Source organism: Paenarthrobacter sp. CAP02 (genome assembly GCF_040137855.1).
Lineage (GTDB): Bacteria > Actinomycetota > Actinomycetes > Actinomycetales > Micrococcaceae > Arthrobacter.
Genome location: NZ_JBEEII010000007.1, coordinates 207,442 through 223,476, shown reverse-complemented (window position 1 = coordinate 223,476; position 16,035 = coordinate 207,442). Strand labels below are relative to the sequence as shown.

15 protein-coding genes are annotated in these 16,035 nt (G+C 63.6%); 11 read left to right on the top strand and 4 right to left on the bottom strand.

The window, feature by feature from the left end:
• The first annotated feature begins 17 nt into the window (after positions 1-17).
• Both ABHM97_RS14255 and ABHM97_RS14250 read left to right on the top strand, forming a co-directional pair.
• Positions 18-1,361, top strand: coding sequence for a geranylgeranyl reductase family protein (locus tag ABHM97_RS14255; RefSeq protein WP_349471207.1), 1,344 nt, complete (start codon positions 18-20; stop codon positions 1,359-1,361).
• A 9-nt stretch (positions 1,362-1,370) separates the two neighbouring features.
• Positions 1,371-2,474, top strand: coding sequence for a polyprenyl synthetase family protein (locus tag ABHM97_RS14250; protein ID WP_235517244.1), 1,104 nt, complete (start codon positions 1,371-1,373; stop codon positions 2,472-2,474).
• A gap of 125 nt (positions 2,475-2,599) precedes the next feature.
• On the opposite strand, the gene ABHM97_RS14245 is transcribed toward ABHM97_RS14250, so the two are convergent.
• From ABHM97_RS14245 to ABHM97_RS14235, 3 genes are all read right to left on the bottom strand, one after another.
• Entirely contained in the window at positions 2,600-3,469 is an 870-nt protein-coding gene (locus ABHM97_RS14245) for a type IV toxin-antitoxin system AbiEi family antitoxin domain-containing protein (protein ID WP_349471206.1), read from the bottom strand.
• A 391-nt stretch (positions 3,470-3,860) separates the two neighbouring features.
• Complete coding sequence (locus ABHM97_RS14240; protein WP_211711993.1) at positions 3,861-4,283, bottom strand: hypothetical protein; 423 nt, start codon at positions 4,281-4,283, stop codon at positions 3,861-3,863.
• Positions 4,284-4,296: 13 nt separating this feature from the next.
• Entirely contained in the window at positions 4,297-4,968 is a 672-nt protein-coding gene (locus tag ABHM97_RS14235; RefSeq protein WP_235517241.1) for a trimeric intracellular cation channel family protein, read from the bottom strand.
• On the opposite strand from ABHM97_RS14235, the gene ABHM97_RS14230 reads away from it, so the two are divergent.
• The 9 genes from ABHM97_RS14230 to ABHM97_RS14190 all read left to right on the top strand — a co-directional run bounded on the left by ABHM97_RS14230 (position 4,969) and on the right by ABHM97_RS14190 (position 14,877).
• Entirely contained in the window at positions 4,969-5,730 is a 762-nt protein-coding gene (locus ABHM97_RS14230; RefSeq protein WP_235517240.1) for a sirohydrochlorin chelatase, read from the top strand. It begins immediately after the preceding gene.
• A gap of 135 nt (positions 5,731-5,865) precedes the next feature.
• The gene (locus ABHM97_RS14225) at positions 5,866-7,602 is read left to right on the top strand and encodes a nitrite/sulfite reductase (RefSeq protein ID WP_349471205.1); all 1,737 of its coding nucleotides are present in this window, start codon (positions 5,866-5,868) and stop codon (positions 7,600-7,602) included.
• Positions 7,599-8,318, top strand: coding sequence for a phosphoadenylyl-sulfate reductase (locus tag ABHM97_RS14220; protein ID WP_235517238.1), 720 nt, complete (start codon positions 7,599-7,601; stop codon positions 8,316-8,318). Before ABHM97_RS14225 ends, ABHM97_RS14220 begins: the two co-directional genes overlap by 4 nt.
• Positions 8,315-9,361, top strand: a complete 1,047-nt coding sequence (cysD, locus tag ABHM97_RS14215) for a sulfate adenylyltransferase subunit CysD (protein WP_349471204.1) — start codon at positions 8,315-8,317, stop codon at positions 9,359-9,361. The genes ABHM97_RS14220 and cysD overlap by 4 nt, the downstream gene beginning before the upstream one ends.
• Positions 9,362-10,765 carry a sulfate adenylyltransferase subunit 1 gene (locus ABHM97_RS14210; RefSeq protein WP_349471203.1) on the top strand — a complete coding sequence of 468 codons (1,404 nt, stop codon included), beginning with the start codon at positions 9,362-9,364 and terminating at the stop codon, positions 10,763-10,765.
• Positions 10,766-10,864: 99 nt separating this feature from the next.
• Positions 10,865-11,818: a homocysteine S-methyltransferase gene (gene mmuM / locus ABHM97_RS14205; RefSeq protein WP_349471202.1), complete on the top strand. Its 954-nt coding sequence runs from the start codon at positions 10,865-10,867 to the stop codon at positions 11,816-11,818.
• Between the two features lie 152 nt (positions 11,819-11,970).
• Entirely contained in the window at positions 11,971-13,116 is a 1,146-nt protein-coding gene (locus ABHM97_RS14200) for an ABC transporter substrate-binding protein (protein WP_349471201.1), read from the top strand.
• A 95-nt stretch (positions 13,117-13,211) separates the two neighbouring features.
• A complete protein-coding gene (locus ABHM97_RS14195) occupies positions 13,212-13,943 on the top strand; it encodes an ABC transporter ATP-binding protein (RefSeq protein WP_211712002.1) in 732 nt (243 codons plus the stop codon).
• On the top strand, positions 13,933-14,877 hold the full coding sequence (locus ABHM97_RS14190; protein ID WP_211712003.1) for an ABC transporter permease: 945 nt from the start codon (positions 13,933-13,935) through the stop codon (positions 14,875-14,877). Before ABHM97_RS14195 ends, ABHM97_RS14190 begins: the two co-directional genes overlap by 11 nt.
• A gap of 88 nt (positions 14,878-14,965) precedes the next feature.
• On the opposite strand, the gene ABHM97_RS14185 is transcribed toward ABHM97_RS14190, so the two are convergent.
• Positions 14,966-15,586: a DUF305 domain-containing protein gene (locus ABHM97_RS14185; RefSeq protein ID WP_349471200.1), complete on the bottom strand. Its 621-nt coding sequence runs from the start codon at positions 15,584-15,586 to the stop codon at positions 14,966-14,968.
• Between the last annotated feature and the right edge of the window lie 449 nt (positions 15,587-16,035).

Sequence of the window (16,035 nt, the reverse complement as noted above, 5' to 3'; positions counted from 1 at the left end):
TGCTGATTTAGGACGACGTGAAAGTACTGATTGTTGGCGCGGGCCCGGCCGGGTCCACCGCCGCGTATTACCTCGCCCAGGCGGGCATTGACGTCACGGTGCTGGAAAAGACCTCCTTCCCCCGTGAAAAGGTCTGCGGCGACGGACTCACCCCTCGGGCTGTCAGGGAAATCCAGAAGCTCGGCCTCCCGCACGCAGTCGAGGAAGGGTGGCGCCGGAACAAGGGCCTCCGCCTCATTGCGGGCGGCCGCACCATCGAGCTGCCTTGGCCCGAGGTCGCCGACTTTCCCACGTACGGCCTGATCCGGACCCGCCTCGGTTTCGACGAAGACCTGGCCCGTCACGCGCAGGCCGCGGGCGCCGTCGTCCTTGAACATCGCAGCGTCACGTCGGCCCTGCAGTCGGACGATGGCCGAGTCATTGGCGCACGTGCCGCCATCCTAGACGAGTCCGGACGCAAGACGGGCGAAACGCGCGACTTCCATGCCGACGTCGTTCTTGCCGCAGACGGTAACTCCACGCGGACCGCCGTGTCGCTGGGTATGCACAAGCGGGACGACCGGCCGCTGGGTGTTGCCGTGCGCACCTATTTCACGTCGCCGCGGCACGAGGACGACTGGATGGAAGGCTGGCTTGAACTGCCGGATAAGTCAGGCAAGCCGCTGCCCGGTTACGGCTGGGTTTTTGGTGTTGGTGACGGCACCTCCAACGTTGGCCTTGGCATCCTGAACTCCTCCAAGCAATTCGGCAAGCTCGACTACAAGCAGGTCCTGCGCGAATGGACCGCCGGCATGCCCGCGGACTGGGGCTTTACTCCGGAGAACCAGGTGGGGGAGATCCGTGGTGCCGCGCTGCCCATGGGCTTCAACCGCACCCCGCACTACTCGCCCGGGCTGCTCCTGCTGGGCGACGCCGGCGGCATGGTGTCCCCCTTCAATGGCGAGGGCATTTCCTACGCCATGGAGTCGGCCCGCTTCGCGGCCGAGTTCATCATTGATGCGTCCTCCCGCTCCGCTTCAGCCGGCTGGAACACGCACGACGCCGATGCGCACCTTTCGCGGTACGCGGACTATGTGCGGGACCAGTGGGGATCGCACTTCACGCTGGGACGGCTCTTCGCTTCCTTGATTGGCAAGCCGGCTGTCATGAAGCTGGCACTGCGCACGGGGATGCCGATTCCGGTGCTGATGCGGTTTGTGGTCCGCATGCTCGCGAACCTCACGGATCCGTCAGCGAAAGGCTTTGAGGACCGTGTGATCCGGGTCCTCGAAATGCTGGTTCCGGCGACGTCCAACACTTCTTCGTCCGGCGCGCTGACCGCAGCCGGCTCCGACACCGCGGTTTCCGCAACAACTAGTTAGGGTTAACCCGTGACGAACTCTGCCGAACATAGTTGGACGCATGCCGGGCACGGCCTGCCTGACTCCAACGAGCCTTCCCTGAACACCACAGCGATTGCTACGGGACTGCAACTGCCCGCCGGTTTCGCTGCCATCGCAGGGGACGCCGAACTCGGCCCCGCCATCACCAACAACCTTGCCCGGGTGGAGAAGAAGCTTCGCGAAGCCATTTCCAACTCTGACCCCTTGGCTGACGCGACGTCGCGCCACCTGGTGGAAGCCGGTGGCAAGCGCATCCGACCACTGCTCACACTGCTGTGTGCACACCTCGGTGATGCTTCGCGCCCGGAGGTTGTCCAGGCTGCCGTGGTTGTTGAGCTCACGCACTTGGCCACGCTCTACCACGACGACGTCATGGACTCGGCTCCGTTCCGTCGCGGGGCTCCCACAGCACACGAGGTCTGGGGCAACTCGGTGGCCATCCTCACCGGCGACCTCATCTTCGCCCGCGCCTCCATCCTTGTCTCCGAACTCGGCTCTCGTGCCCTCGGTATCCAGGCCCGGACTTTCGAACGCCTTTGCCTGGGCCAATTGCACGAAACCGTGGGGCCACGCGAGGACGAAGACCCCGTGGAGCACTACCTTTCCGTCATCGCGGACAAGACCGGATCGCTGGTTGCGGCCTCCGGGCAGCTCGGCGCGATCTTCGCCGGTGCCGATGAATCCTTTGAGGATTTGTTGGTTGAGTACGGTGAAAAGGTTGGCGTCGCTTTCCAGCTTGCCGACGACGTCATCGACGTCACCGGGGTAAAGGTCAAGTCCGGAAAATCCCCCGGCACCGACCTCCGTGAAGGCGTGCCCACCCTCCCGGTGCTGTTGCTGCGCCGCGATGCTGCCGCAGGGGACACCTCTGCTGCCGAACTCCTTGAACTGATCGACGGCGACTTGTCCTCCGATTCGGCTTTGGCTGAGGCCGTTGCCGGCCTGCGTGAACACCCCGTCACCAGTGAGTCCTGGAAGATCGCGCGCCAATGGTCTGCCGAGGCCGTTGCTGCACTCGCTCCGTTGCCGGAAGGCGTGGTGAAGGCGTCGCTGACGAACTTTGCCCACGCTGTGGTGGACCGCAGCAGCTAAGTTCTTCCGTGCTGTGGCTTCCTGACCCGCTTTAGGCGCTTGACGGCCGCTTTGCACCCTTTTCGGGTTGCAAAGCGGCCGTTTTCGTTCCAAAGAAGCTTGGATCGCCACGGCAGACGGTCGAATCACGACGCCGGCACCCACTTTGGTGTCCACCGCGACGGTCCGAAGTGCCCGGCTTCCCTGTTACCCAGCACGATGAGCACTTCAGCCACCATCTTCCCCGGATGGTGGACGACGTCGGAGTAGTAATAGCGAAGAGCCAGCAGCCCGCCACGCATGCTGGCGTTGTTCCGGTATTGGTCCTTCTTAACCTGCCGGCCTTCCAAGTGGGTACCGCCGTCCAGCTCGATCACCAGGCAATCGTTGATCAGGCAGTCGACTTCACCAACCCCGGGTAGCTGCACGTGCATCTTCACCCTGAGCCCTGCCCTGGTGAAGTGGACATGAGCCAGGACTTCCAGCAAAGAATCTGCCCTGGGAAGGACCAACCCCACAACAGCCCGCGCCCGGCCATTGCGGGGACCCGCCAGTTTGGACCTTAGGTAATCCGGGCTCAGCAGCGCCTGGCTCACAGCACTCTGGACCATGACCAGCGACTCCAGCTCCGGCCGGCAACGAAGGGCGTGAATCAGAACGTCAGCAACGCCTGCAACAGGCAAATAGGGATGCGGGGGATGGGTCATGCAGGCGTGGTCAACAACCTGCGGGTTGGGCAGACCGTTGCCGCAGCTTAAGTGCGAAGTTTCTGGTTCGCGAAGTATCCAAAGTCCGTAGAACCTCGCTGCCGAGATACAGGTCAGGCGGCCATTCGCGCGAAAGGCGGCTACGACGTCGGGGTCTGCTCCTTTGGTGACGTAGACGCCTCGCTGCAATCGGGTGATCACCCCGTTGTTCAACGCCGATGCCAGTGTTCGTTCAGAGAACCCGGCCCGCTTCAAGTCTGCGGTTCTGGCCGCGCCGAGTCTGGATCGGAGGAATTGGGTGAGGTCCATCAGGCTATGGTTGCGGCGTTGGAGACTCTCCAGAGCCTGCTTTTCGGCCTATGTGGATAACTACACCGGGCCGTAAAAACGCAACGGCATCTTTGAATTTACGTTGACGCTAAGAGTTGCGCTTGTGACAGGCTTGTCATAAGCTATTCACGGATCCACTAAATGCCTCCGGTGGGTCTGATGCGAACGGAGATTGTGGTCCCGGTTCGGTGCAGCGTATGACTCGTAACGTTGCAGCGAGCCGGGGCCATTCCGTTTAAGCCCGGAAACCCGTGGCTTTGTGACTTTCTTTCAATGCAAAACAGCCCCCATGCAATCAATCAAGGTTGCATAGGGGCTGCGTGTCGTTCAAACAGGGTCAGGAAGCCACGGGGGCGCCCTGAAAAAGGACCTAGTCTTCGTCGTTGAACGCCCACTCGAACATGTCGAACACGAACTCGGAGAACGTTCCTTCTTCGCTCTTCCACTGTCCGCGGGCGTTGTTGCGGCGCCAGACAATGGGATCGGGGATGCCCAGATCAGCGGTGCGGAAGCCCCAGGTGAATTGCTCGTCCTCGTCCTCCAGGAACATGAGGAAACCTTCGTCATCGACCTCGAGTTCCTCGGGATCCCAGAAGTAGTGGTAGGCCTCCATGAGGTCTTCGCAACCGCCCACGGCGAGGTAGAACTCGCGGAGAACCAGCGGGATGGTGAAGGAGTGGTCGGCAAGGGCCTCGTCCAGCTCGGAGGGCGTGAGGCCATCCTCTTCCTGCCATTCATCCTCGAGATACTTTGGGACCAGCGCGCGGAACTTCTCGAGGAACATGTCAGTCATGCTCTTATCCTAGCTAATCCCGGGCACCCGAAATTGCGCCCGTTCCGCGGCCGGGCCGGTGCCATCCACGGACCGCGAGCGGCACGCGCCAACTGCGTCGCCAGGCAGTGACGCGGAAAGCGAAAACGACGGCGGCTACGACGCAGGCAGAGAGCCCGGTGAACAGCCCCAAATGCCACAGCAACGTGGTTAAGCCGGCACCAACAAAGGCCGGAAGGGCATAGAGGTCGCGGGCGTTGAAGAGTGTGGGGACCTCGTTCGCCGTAATGTCGCGCAGCAGTCCGCCACCCACGGCAGTGGTCACACCCAGCAGGATTGCGGCAACAGGATTTACGCCCGCGGTCAGGGCCTTGAGCGTCCCAGTGATGCAGAAGAGAGCCAGGCCGCCGGCGTCGAAGAGCGTTAAAAGGGAGGTGAAGCGCTGAACCGAGGAGAACAGGAAGTACACCAGCATTGCCGCCAGCAGGGGCGGGACCAGATAGGCGGGGTTGGTGAACGCGATCGGGGGACCGGCGTTGATGATGATGTCGCGGATCACGCCGCCGCCCAGCGCCACAATCGAGGCCAGGAGCACGGAACCCACAATGTCGAACTGTTTGCGGGCCGCCAACAGTGACCCGGAGACCGCGAAGAAAAACACGCCGAACAGGTCAAGCCACAGAAGAAGGATGTCGATGGAAATCAAGTGGACGGTTTCTTTCTGGGTACGGCTCTCAACAGATGCTGGCTCAACGTTACGCTAGCTCCCATGAACAGCCCCGTTTTGATCGCGTGCGCCCACGGAACCCGCAACGCCGAAGGCCAGGCAGCCATCCGCCAGGTCATGGCCGACATCGAGGCCCTTCGCCCCGGCTTGCGGGTGCTCGAGGCCTACGTGGACGTGCAGGAACCTGAGTTGGGGGGAGTGGTGGAGGGCCTGCCCGAGGGGACTGCCGCCGTCGTCGTCCCGCTTTTGCTGTCCACCGGATTCCACATCAAAGTGGACGTACCCAAGGCGATCAAGAGTCGGCCCGAGGTGATTGCGGCCAGGCCGCTCGGCCCGGATCCGCGGCTGGCTGAGCTGCTTGCCGTGCATCTGCGGGCGGCAGGCCTGGAGGAGAACGACGGCGTGCTGGTGGCTGCCGCCGGCTCCTCGCTTCCGGACGGGTCGGTGGACTCGGAAGAGCAAGCGCGCCTGCTCGCTGAGCTGCTCCCCAACAAGGTCCGGGTCGCCTATGGTGCCAGTGCCAAGCCGACAGTGCCCGACGGCGTCGCCTCCTTGCGTGCGGAGCTCGCCGCCGACGGTGGAACGGGACGGGTGTTCATCGCGTCGTACCTCTTGGCGACCGGCTATTTCCACGATCAGCTGGCCAAGGCTGGAGCTGACGTTGTGGCGGCTCCGCTGCTGCCTTCACCGGTGCTCGCCGAGATCGCGTTGGAACGCTACGACGCAGTGCTGGCGAGCTGATTGCCTCCGAATCCATCTGCATATGTGGCGCCGCTGGACAAGGCCGTCGGCGTGTTCGTGACGAAATGTTTCCCTAGGTGACTCAACATTTCCAGACCTTTGCTGGCGAAATCTGGCCAGACCTACCCTCGATATATGACAGATACAGCTGTAGCCGGCGCGTCCGCGGAGACCGCCAAGCGCCCGGCGCGCACCCGCCCTGCCGCCAAGCCCCACGGCCAGTGGAAGGTTGACGGCACCGCCCCGCTCAACGCCAACGAAACCTGGAAGCAGGAAGACAACGGGCTGAACGTCCGTGAGCGCATTGAGTCTGTCTACTCAAAAGAAGGCTTCGACTCCATCGACGGCACGGACCTTCACGGCCGCTTCCGTTGGTGGGGTCTGTACACACAGCGCAAGCCCGGGATCGACGGCGGCAAGACGGCAACACTTGAACCGCACGAGCTCGAAGACAAGTACTTCATGCTGCGCGTGCGCATCGACGGTGGAGCGCTGACCACCGAGCAGCTGCGCGTCATCGGCCAGATCTCCGTGGACTTCGCCCGGGGCTCGGCAGACCTGACGGACCGCCAAAACATCCAGCTGCACTGGATTCGCGTTGAGGATGTTCCGGAGATCTGGCGTCGCCTTGAAGGTATCGGCCTGTCCACCACCGAGGCCTGCGGCGATGTTCCCCGCGTCATCCTGGGCTCCCCGGTCGCCGGCATCGCCAAGGACGAGATCATCGACCCCACGCCGCTGATCCACGAGCTCGCCGAGCGGTTCATCGGCGACCCCGAGCTGGCCAACCTGCCCCGCAAGTACAAGACCGCGATCACCGGGCACCCGTCCCAGGACGTGGTCCACGAAATCAACGACTTCGCCCTGGTTGGCGTTGTCCACCCCGAGCTCGGCGCCGGCTACGACCTCTGGGTGGGCGGTGGCCTGTCCACCAACCCGCGCCTGGCCGAACGCCTGGGTGTGTTCGTCTCCGCCGATGTTGCCGCTGAAGTATGGCTGGGAGTCACCAGCATCTTCCGTGACTACGGCTACCGCCGCATGCGCACCAAGGCCCGCCTGAAGTTCCTCATGAACGATTGGGGTCCGGCCAAGTTCCGCCAAATCCTCGAAGACGAATACCTCGGCTTCAAGCTTCCCGACGGCCCTGCGGCCCCGAAGCCGAACGCGCCGGGCGACCACATTGGCGTGCACGAGCAGAAGGACGGCAAGTTCTTCATCGGCGTCACACCCACTGTGGGCCGCACGTCCGGCGAAGCACTGGTCACCTTGGCCGACACGTTGGAGAAGCACGGTTCCTACCGGCTGCGCACTACTCCTCACCAGAAGCTGGTGATCCTGGATGTTGCCAAGGAACAGGTGGAGCCGCTCATCGCCGAGCTGGACCCCCTGGGCTTTTCCGCCCGGCCGTCAGTGTTCCGTCGCGGCACCATCGCCTGCACGGGCATCGAGTTCTGCAAGCTGGCCATCGTGGAAACCAAGGTCACGGCAGCGACGGCCATCGCTGAGCTGGAACGCCGCCTGGCCGACCTCGTGGAGACCAAGCAGCTGCCGTCGGCACTGTCCCTCCACATCAATGGGTGCCCCAACTCCTGCGCACGCATCCAGACGGCCGATATCGGTCTGAAGGGCATGATGCTGCCAACGCCCGACGGCGACCCCACCCCGGGTTTCCAGGTCCACCTCGGTGGCGGGCTGGCCAACAACGAGCGCGAGGAAGCCGGCCTGGGACGTACCGTCCGCGGCCTCAAGGTCACGGTGGAAGACCTGCCCGATTACGTGGAGCGTGTGGTCCGTAAGTTTGTCGCCGTCGGCGCCGAGGGCCAGACCTTCGCTGAGTGGGCACACACCGCAGACGAAGGAGACTTACAGTGACCGTAGCTGTAGCACTCAAGCGCTCCAACGAGGAACTCAAGGCCCTGGCTGAAGCCGGTGCCGCTGAGCTGGGTTGGAACGCAAGCGCCACCGAAGCGATCGCTTGGGTGGCCCGCAACTTCGAACTGCCCGCGGTGACGGTGGCCTGCTCCATGGCCGACGCCGTCCTGCCGGCTTTGGTGGCGGACCAGCTTCCCGGCGTCGACGTCTTGTTCCTGGAGACCGGCTACCACTTCAAGGAAACGCACCAGACCCGCGACGAAGTTGCGGCCAACCTGCGCGTCAACGTTGTGGACGTCCTTCCGGAAACCACCGTGGAACAGCAGGACCGCCTGCTGGGCAAGGACCTGTTCGCCCGCGACCCCGCCCAGTGCTGCGCGCTGCGCAAGGTCCAACCGTTGCGCCGCTCCTTGGCTGGCTACGAGGTCTGGTTCACCGGTGTCCGCCGCGACGAGGCACCCACCCGCACCAACACGCCGATCATCACCTGGGATGAAGGTTTCGGGTTGGTCAAGGTGAACCCGATGGTCGACTGGACCTTCGATCAGCTGATCGAGTACTCCGAAGACAACATCCTTCCCGTCAACCCCCTCCTGAGCCAGGGTTACCCGTCCATCGGCTGCCAGCCCTGCACACGCCAGGTTGCCCCGGGAGAAGACCCCCGCGCCGGCCGCTGGGCAGGATCCGACAAGACAGAATGCGGACTACACACATGAGCAACTTCAGTACGACGACGGAAGCCTACGCAGCAGATGCCGCCCCCGCCCCTTCGCTGGACGGCAATGCTGCAAGCAGCATCGCGTCCAGCTACGACAGGCCCGATGCCACTCCCGGGGCGGCATCTGCTGCTTCGGCTCTTGGGGCAGGTCGCCTGAGCAGCCTGGACACCCTCGAGTCCGAGGCCATCCATATCATTCGCGAAGTTGTTGCCGAGTTTGAGAAGCCTGCGTTGCTGTTCTCCGGCGGCAAGGACTCCGTGGTGATGTTGCACCTGGCCACCAAAGCGTTCTGGCCTGGCAAGGTTCCCTTCCCTGTGCTGCACGTGGACACGGGCCACAACTTCCCAGAGGTCATCGACTTCCGCGACCGTACGGTGGAGCGACTGGGCCTGAAGCTGGTTGTGGGCTCGGTGCAGGAGTTCATCGACCGCGGTGAGCTTGCTGAGCGTGCCGATGGCACCCGTAACCCGTTGCAGACCGTTCCGCTGTTGGACGCGATCCAGCGCAACAAGTTCGACGCCGTTTTCGGTGGCGGCCGCCGCGACGAGGACAAGGCCCGGGCCAAGGAGCGCATCTTGAGCCTCCGCGACGAGTTCGGCCAGTGGGACCCGCGCAACCAGCGCCCCGAGCTGTGGAACCTGTACAACGGCCGCCACACGGTGGGCCAGCACGTCCGTGCGTTCCCCATCAGCAACTGGACCGAGCTGGACATCTGGCGGTACATCGAGCGCGAGAACATCGAACTCCCCAGCCTGTACTACGCCCACGACCGCGAGGTCTTTGCCCGCGATGGCATGTGGCGTGCAGTGGGCGAGGTTTCCCAGCCGCTGCCGCACGAGGAAGTCATCACCAAGCTGGTCCGCTACCGCACGGTGGGGGACATGTCCTGCACCGGTGCTGTCGAGTCCGATGCCCGCACCGTGGCCGACGTCGTCGTTGAAGTCGCTGCCTCCACCCTGACCGAACGTGGCGCCACCCGAGCAGATGACCGCATCTCCGAGGCAGCCATGGAAGACCGCAAGAAGGACGGCTACTTCTAAATGAGCACCGAAACTTTGACTGCCGGGCTGGAGACAGCCCTGCCCACTACCCTGTTCCGTTTTGCCACTGCCGGATCGGTCGACGACGGCAAGTCCACTTTGGTGGGCCGCCTCCTTCACGATTCGAAGGCGATTCTTGCTGACACGCTCGACGCCGTTGCCCGCACCTCCGCGGACCGCGGCTTTGGTGGCGAGAAGGGCGGGATCGACCTCGCACTGCTGACCGACGGCCTGCGTGCCGAGCGCGAGCAGGGCATCACCATCGATGTGGCCTACCGCTACTTCGCCACGGACCGCCGCAGTTTCATCCTGGCGGACTGCCCGGGCCACGTTCAGTACACCAAGAACACGGTGACCGGCGCGTCCACTGCGGATGCCGTCGTCGTACTTATTGACGCCCGCAAGGGTGTCCTTGAGCAGACGCGCCGCCACCTGTCCGTGCTGCAGTTGCTGCGCGTTGCCCACGTGATTGTGGCCGTAAATAAGATCGACCTGGTTGATTTCAGCGAGCAGGTGTTCCGTGACATCGAAGCTGATGTGCAGAAGGTTGCCCGTGAGCTCGGCCTGGGTTCGGATGGAGTTGCCGACCTGTTGGTAGTGCCGGTGTCGGCCCTTGATGGCGACAACGTGGTGGACCGCTCCGATCGCACCCCTTGGTACACCGGTCCTGCGCTGTTGGAGGTCCTCGAAACCCTGCCGGCTGCTGACGAGCTCGAGGCTGAACTGGAGAGCTTCCGTTTCCCGGTCCAGCTGGTCATCCGTCCCCAGGGCGCCCTGGCGCCCGATGCTGTCGCTGCCGGGCTCGATGTGGAGGCGTACCGCGATTACCGTGCCTACGCCGGCCAGATCACCGAAGGCTCCGTCAAGGTTGGCGACGAAGTGTCCGTCATCAGCCCGGGCCACGAACCGCGCACCACCACGGTGATCGGCATCGACTTCGCCGGACAGTCGTTGGAAGAAGCCGCTGCACCGCAGTCTGTGGCTGTGCGCTTGGCTGACGAGATCGACATCGCCCGCGGTGACACCATTGCCGCTACCGGTACGGTCCGTGAAAGCACGGCCGACCTGTATGCATCCCTGGCGTGGCTCTCGCCGAAACCGCTCCGCGAAGGCCAGAAAGTCCTGGTGAAGCACGGCACGCGCACGGTTCAGGCACTGGTCCGCAACGTCACCGGCAAGCTGGACCTGGCCACGTTCAACGTGGAGCCGGCGTCCAACTTGGAGCTTAACGACATCGGACACGCACAGCTCCGGCTCTCTGCTCCGCTGCCGTTGGAGAACTACCTGCACCACCGCCGCACGGGCGCGTTCCTGGTGATCGATCCCATCGACGGCAACACCCTGGCCGCCGGCTTGGTCAAGGACCACCCGGGCGACCACGAGGACGAACGTTACGTCATCTAGGGTCACACGTAGTCACAAAACCGCAGCTTGTTCGCGACTCCTCACGCTGTACGGCGGGATTTTCGAACAAGCTGCGGTTTTCTTTTTGGGGAAGGACCCATGCCACAGAACACCACGCTCAGCACGCACTTGGCCGCCGGCAAGGACCTGGTCCTGGACGGCGCGTTAGCCACGGAATTGGAAGCCCACGGCTGCGACCTGGAAGACGCCTTGTGGTCCGCCAAGGTCCTCCTGGAACAGCCGCACCTGATCAAGCAGGTCCACCGCGACTATTTCGACGCCGGTGCGTCCGTGGCCATTACAGCCAGCTACCAGGCCACTCCGCAGGGCTTTGCGCGGCGTGGGCTGTCCGTGGAGGAATCGTTGGAGCTGGTGGCGTTGAGTGTCCGGCTGGCCGACGAAGCCCGTCAGGAATACCTCGCAGCCAACCCCGGGTCCCGCCCGCTGCTGGTTGCCGGATCTGTTGGACCCTACGGCGCGTACCTTGCCGATGGCTCCGAGTACCGCGGCGATTACACGCTTTCTGCCGCGGAATTCCGGGACTTCCACCGCCCCCGCATCGCCGCCCTCGTGGAAGCAGGCGCGGACTTCCTGGCCTGCGAAACACTGCCGTCGTTCGCCGAAGCTGAGGCGCTGTTGGCGCTCGTGGCGGAGTTCGACGTCGAATCCTGGTTCACTTTTACGCTGCGGGACAGCGGACATATAAGTGATGGGACGCCGGTTGCAGACGTGGCTGCGCTGCTCCGCGCGGAACCGCGGGTCGCCGCCGTCGGGGTTAATTGCGTGCCGTTGGAGCTGGTGACCCCAGCACTGGAGTCCCTCCAGGCTGTGAGCGACAAAGCCCTGGTGGCCTACCCGAATTCGGGGGAGACCTACGACGCCGTGACCAAAACATGGGGTCCGGCTGTGGGTGTTCAGGGGAGCGGAACACTGGCCGGCGCCGCTGCAGATTGGCTCGACAGGGGAGCCCGTCTCATAGGTGGATGCTGCCGCACAACTCCGCGTGACATTGAAGGCCTCGTGGCCAATATGACGCCACGTGAACCTGCGTGAACCTTGATTTCTACGGGATTGAAGCCGAAATATGACAGTCCCTACTGTGAAGGCATGACCTCTCCGGAATGGTCCTTGCTTGCCCTCGACGGGCGATGTCACGGGGCCTGATCGTCGCCCCACTCGCATCCCGAATCTCCGAAGGACCCCTCATGTCGAACAACCCCGAGTCACCCAACACCGGTACCACCCGCATCGTCGCGGGTGAGACCGCCAAGCCCAAGCGCCGCCGCACCGTTGAGATCGCACTGGCCGTCGGCCTGGTGCTGCTCATCGGCGCAGGCGCCGCAGTTGCTTCCGCTGTTTCGCAGAACAACAACCAAGCCGCCCCGGCCCCCGCCACGACGCCTGCCGCCGAACTCAAGCTCGGCTACTTCAGCAACGTCACCCACGGCCCGGCGCTGGTAGGTACCAGCAAGGGTTTCATCGCCAAGGAACTGGGCGACACCAAGCTCAGCACCCAGGTCTTCAACGCCGGTCCCGCCGCTATCGAAGCCCTGAACGCCGGCGCCATCGACGCCACGTACATCGGCCCGAACCCGGCCATCAACTCCTTCGTCAAGAGCAACGGTGAGTCCATCAGCATCATCGCCGGGGCGGCTTCCGGCGGTGCCCAGCTGGTGGTCAAGCCGGAGATCAACTCCGCCGCCGACCTCAAGGGCAAAATCCTCAGCTCGCCGCAGCTCGGCGGCACGCAGGACGTAGCACTCCGCGCCTGGCTGGGCGCCCAGGGTTTCAAGACCAACGTTGACGGCAGCGGTGATGTGAACATCAACCCCACCGAAAACGCCCAGTCGCTGAAGCTCTTCCAGGACGGAAAGCTCGACGGCGCCTGGTTGCCTGAGCCGTGGGCGTCCCGCTTGGTCCTCGAAGCCGGAGCGAAGGTCCTCGTTGACGAAAAGGACCTGTGGGAGAAGGGCGACTTCACCACGACCATCCTGATCGTGAACAAGAAGTTCGCTGCAGAACACCCTGAAACTGTGAAGGCACTGCTCAAGGGCCACGTGGAATCCGTGAACTGGCTCAACTCCGCCTCAGCGGCAGACAAGGCAACCACCATCAACGCTGTCCTGAAGGACACGGCCGGCAAACCGCTTCCAGCCAACGTGATTGAGCGGGCGCTGCAGAACATCAAGTTCACCACCGACCCGCTGGCCGGAACGTACAAGAAGCTCCTGGATGACGGCGTGAAGGCCGGAACCACCAAGCAGGCCGACATTAACGGCATCTTCGACCTCCGCACCTTGAACGAGGTTGAAGGCAAGAAGACCTCGGCTGCAGGTCTCGGCCAGGACTAAGCAGTAACAGGCTGGTCCGCTTCCCTCCCCTTGGGCGGGAAGCGGGCCGGCCTTCAGCCACATCAGCTCTACCAATCAACATGAAGGACGGGACCATGCCAGTCGTACTCGAGAACTTGGGCAAGCGCTTCGGCGACGGCGCTCCGGTGCTGGACGACGTCAACGCCACCATCGCCCAAGGCGAGTTCGTGGCCCTCCTCGGCGCTTCCGGCTGCGGCAAGTCCACCCTGCTGAACATCATGGCGGGACTGGAAAAGCCGACGTCGGGCGCCCTCGAAGTCCCCAGCGACGGCGCCGCCTTCATGTTCCAGGACGCGTCCCTCTTTCCGTGGTTGACCGCCCGCGGCAACATCGAACTCGCGCTGCAACTGGCCGACAAGTCCAGCACCAAGGCGAGCCGGCGTGCCCGCGCCACGGAGCTGCTCGACCTGGTTCACCTGGGCGGCGCCGGCGACAAGCGCCCGCACGAACTTTCCGGTGGCATGAGGCAGCGCGTGGCGTTGGCCCGTTCCCTGGCCCAGGACCGGCAGCTGCTGCTGATGGACGAGCCCTTTGCTGCCCTCGATGCCATCACCCGCGACCTCCTGCACGATGAGCTGGAACGGATCTGGAAGGAAACCGGCCGGACCATCGTGTTCGTGACGCACAACGTCCGCGAAGCCGTGCGACTGGGCCAGCGCGTGCTGCTTTTGTCCTCCCGCCCCGGCCGTGTGGTGGCCGAGTGGGAGGTCACCGAGGAACACCGTACCGATGCCGGTCGCGCTGGGGAACTGACCGGAGTAATTACCCGCCGCCTTCGCGAGGAGATCCGCCGCCATGCCAAGTAACCCCCTCACCACCGAAGAGCGGACCCTTCCCGTGACCGAATCCAAAGAGCACATCACTTCGCCACTGCTGAAAGGCAACGCCTCGGAGCTCCGCGACCTTGAAGCCGGCCTGGACAATCTGCAGTCGGACAATGGCCGGAAGCGGGGCATCGAGTGGAAGCGGGTGTTGCTGCCCGTCGCCGCGTTGGTGGTCCTGATCCTGGCGTGGCAGCTCTACGTTTCCTTGGAGTTCAAGCGGCGCGACCTCGTGCCCGGGCCCCTTGACGTACTCACCCAGTTCGTGACGATGTGGGGAGAAGGCAAAGTCCAGGAAGCGGTGTGGACTTCGCTGCAGCGTGGTGTCATCGGCTTCCTGATCTCGGTGGTCATCGCGACCCCCGTTGGTCTTTTGCTCGCCCAGGTAGCTCCTTTGCGCCGCGCGTTCGGGCCGCTCATTTCCGGGTTGCAGGTCCTCCCGTCCGTGGCGTGGGTTCCGGCCGCCATCATCTGGTTCGGCCTGACCGATGCCACCGTCTACTTCGTGGTGTTCATGGGTGCCATCCCGTCCATCATCAACGGCCTCATCTCCGGTGTGGACCAGATCCCGCCCCAGTACCGGAGCGTCGGAACGGTGCTTGGCGCCAACCGGCTCCAGATGGCGTTGCAGATTGTGCTGCCCGCAGCACTTCCCGGCTACATCAGTGGTCTGAAGCAGGGCTGGGCTTTCTCCTGGCGCTCCCTCATGGCCGCCGAGATCATCGCGGTGGGCGGCACCATTGGCTTCGGGCTGGGCTCACTGTTGGATCAGGGCAGGCTGTTGTCCGACATGACCATCGTGATGTCCGCAATCCTGCTCATTCTGTTCGTAGGCATCCTGATTGAGCTCCTGGTGTTCGGACCGATCGAGAAGCGCCTCCTGCAGCGCCGGGGTTTGCTGGCGGGCAGTTCCCGCTAAGGCTCCTTTGGTCGGCGCGCCCGACCTAAACGCAAGGGCCCGACGGCGACCTACCGCCGTCGGGCCCTTGTGTCACGTTGGCGTGGAGCTAGAGTCCAGCCAAGAGGTCCTTCATTTCCTGGATCTCGTTCTCCTGCGAGGCCACGATACCCTTGCTGAGCTGGACGGCCTCAGGATTCTGACCCTGGTTGGTTTCGGTTTTGGCCATCGTCACGGCACCTTCGTGATGCGCGATCATTTGCGTCAGGAAGAGTTTGGCAGCTTCTGTACCTTGTGCCGCTTCGAGTTTTTGCAGGTCGTCGTCACTCATCATGCCGTCCATGCTGTGGGAGCTGTGATCGCCGGCAGCCATGGTGGCCGATTCATTCCAGCTTGTAAGCCAGCCGGTCATTTTTTCGATCTCGGGGGCCTGTGCGGCCCTAATCCTGGTTGCCAGCTCGGTTACGGCCGCCGGGATGTCCTGCTTGGCCAGCATCGTGTCGGCCATTTCCACGGCTTGGGCATGGTGGGGAATCATCATCTGCGCGAACATCGAGTCCGCCGCGTTATGGGCCGGCTCCGTGCTGCCCGCCGACGGGTTTGCTGGTGCACTGGAGGTGCCGTGATCCATGCCCGGCATCGAGCCCGAGCCGGAATTGGATCCGCAGCCGGCCAGTGCGAGCAGGGTTGCCACAGCAGTTCCCGTGACAATGTAGCGTGTTTTGTTCATCAGTGATTGGTCCTTTGCCAATTCAGGCGGCACCATCGTCTGCCGCCAAGGGTAAGCAGTTGGGCACCCGGAGCCATAGGGGTCCGGGGTGTGGCGAAGGGCCCGCATGTTGGCGGCCCCTACCAGTGCTTACGTCCTGCTGATGCTGAGTTGCCCGGGCGTGGGCTGGTCTGGTCGGTAGGACCAAGATGGCAATGGATCTTGGTACCCAGTGGCAGTGAGATTGCAGGTAGCCGCGCTTGCTGGAAGAGGCGCAACCAAGGAACCGGTTTTTAGCGACGGTGTGCAGGTGGCACCTAGCGCCTCGGCGCAGGAACAGCTTCCGGACGTGCACTGTTCGGCTTCCGCAGGATGACCTGCAGGGAGGGGTTTCGAAGTGTCGTGCACGTGATGGGAAGTTCCCTGCCACTGAAGGGTGATCGTCTCAGTGGCTATAGGCGTGGCCGAAT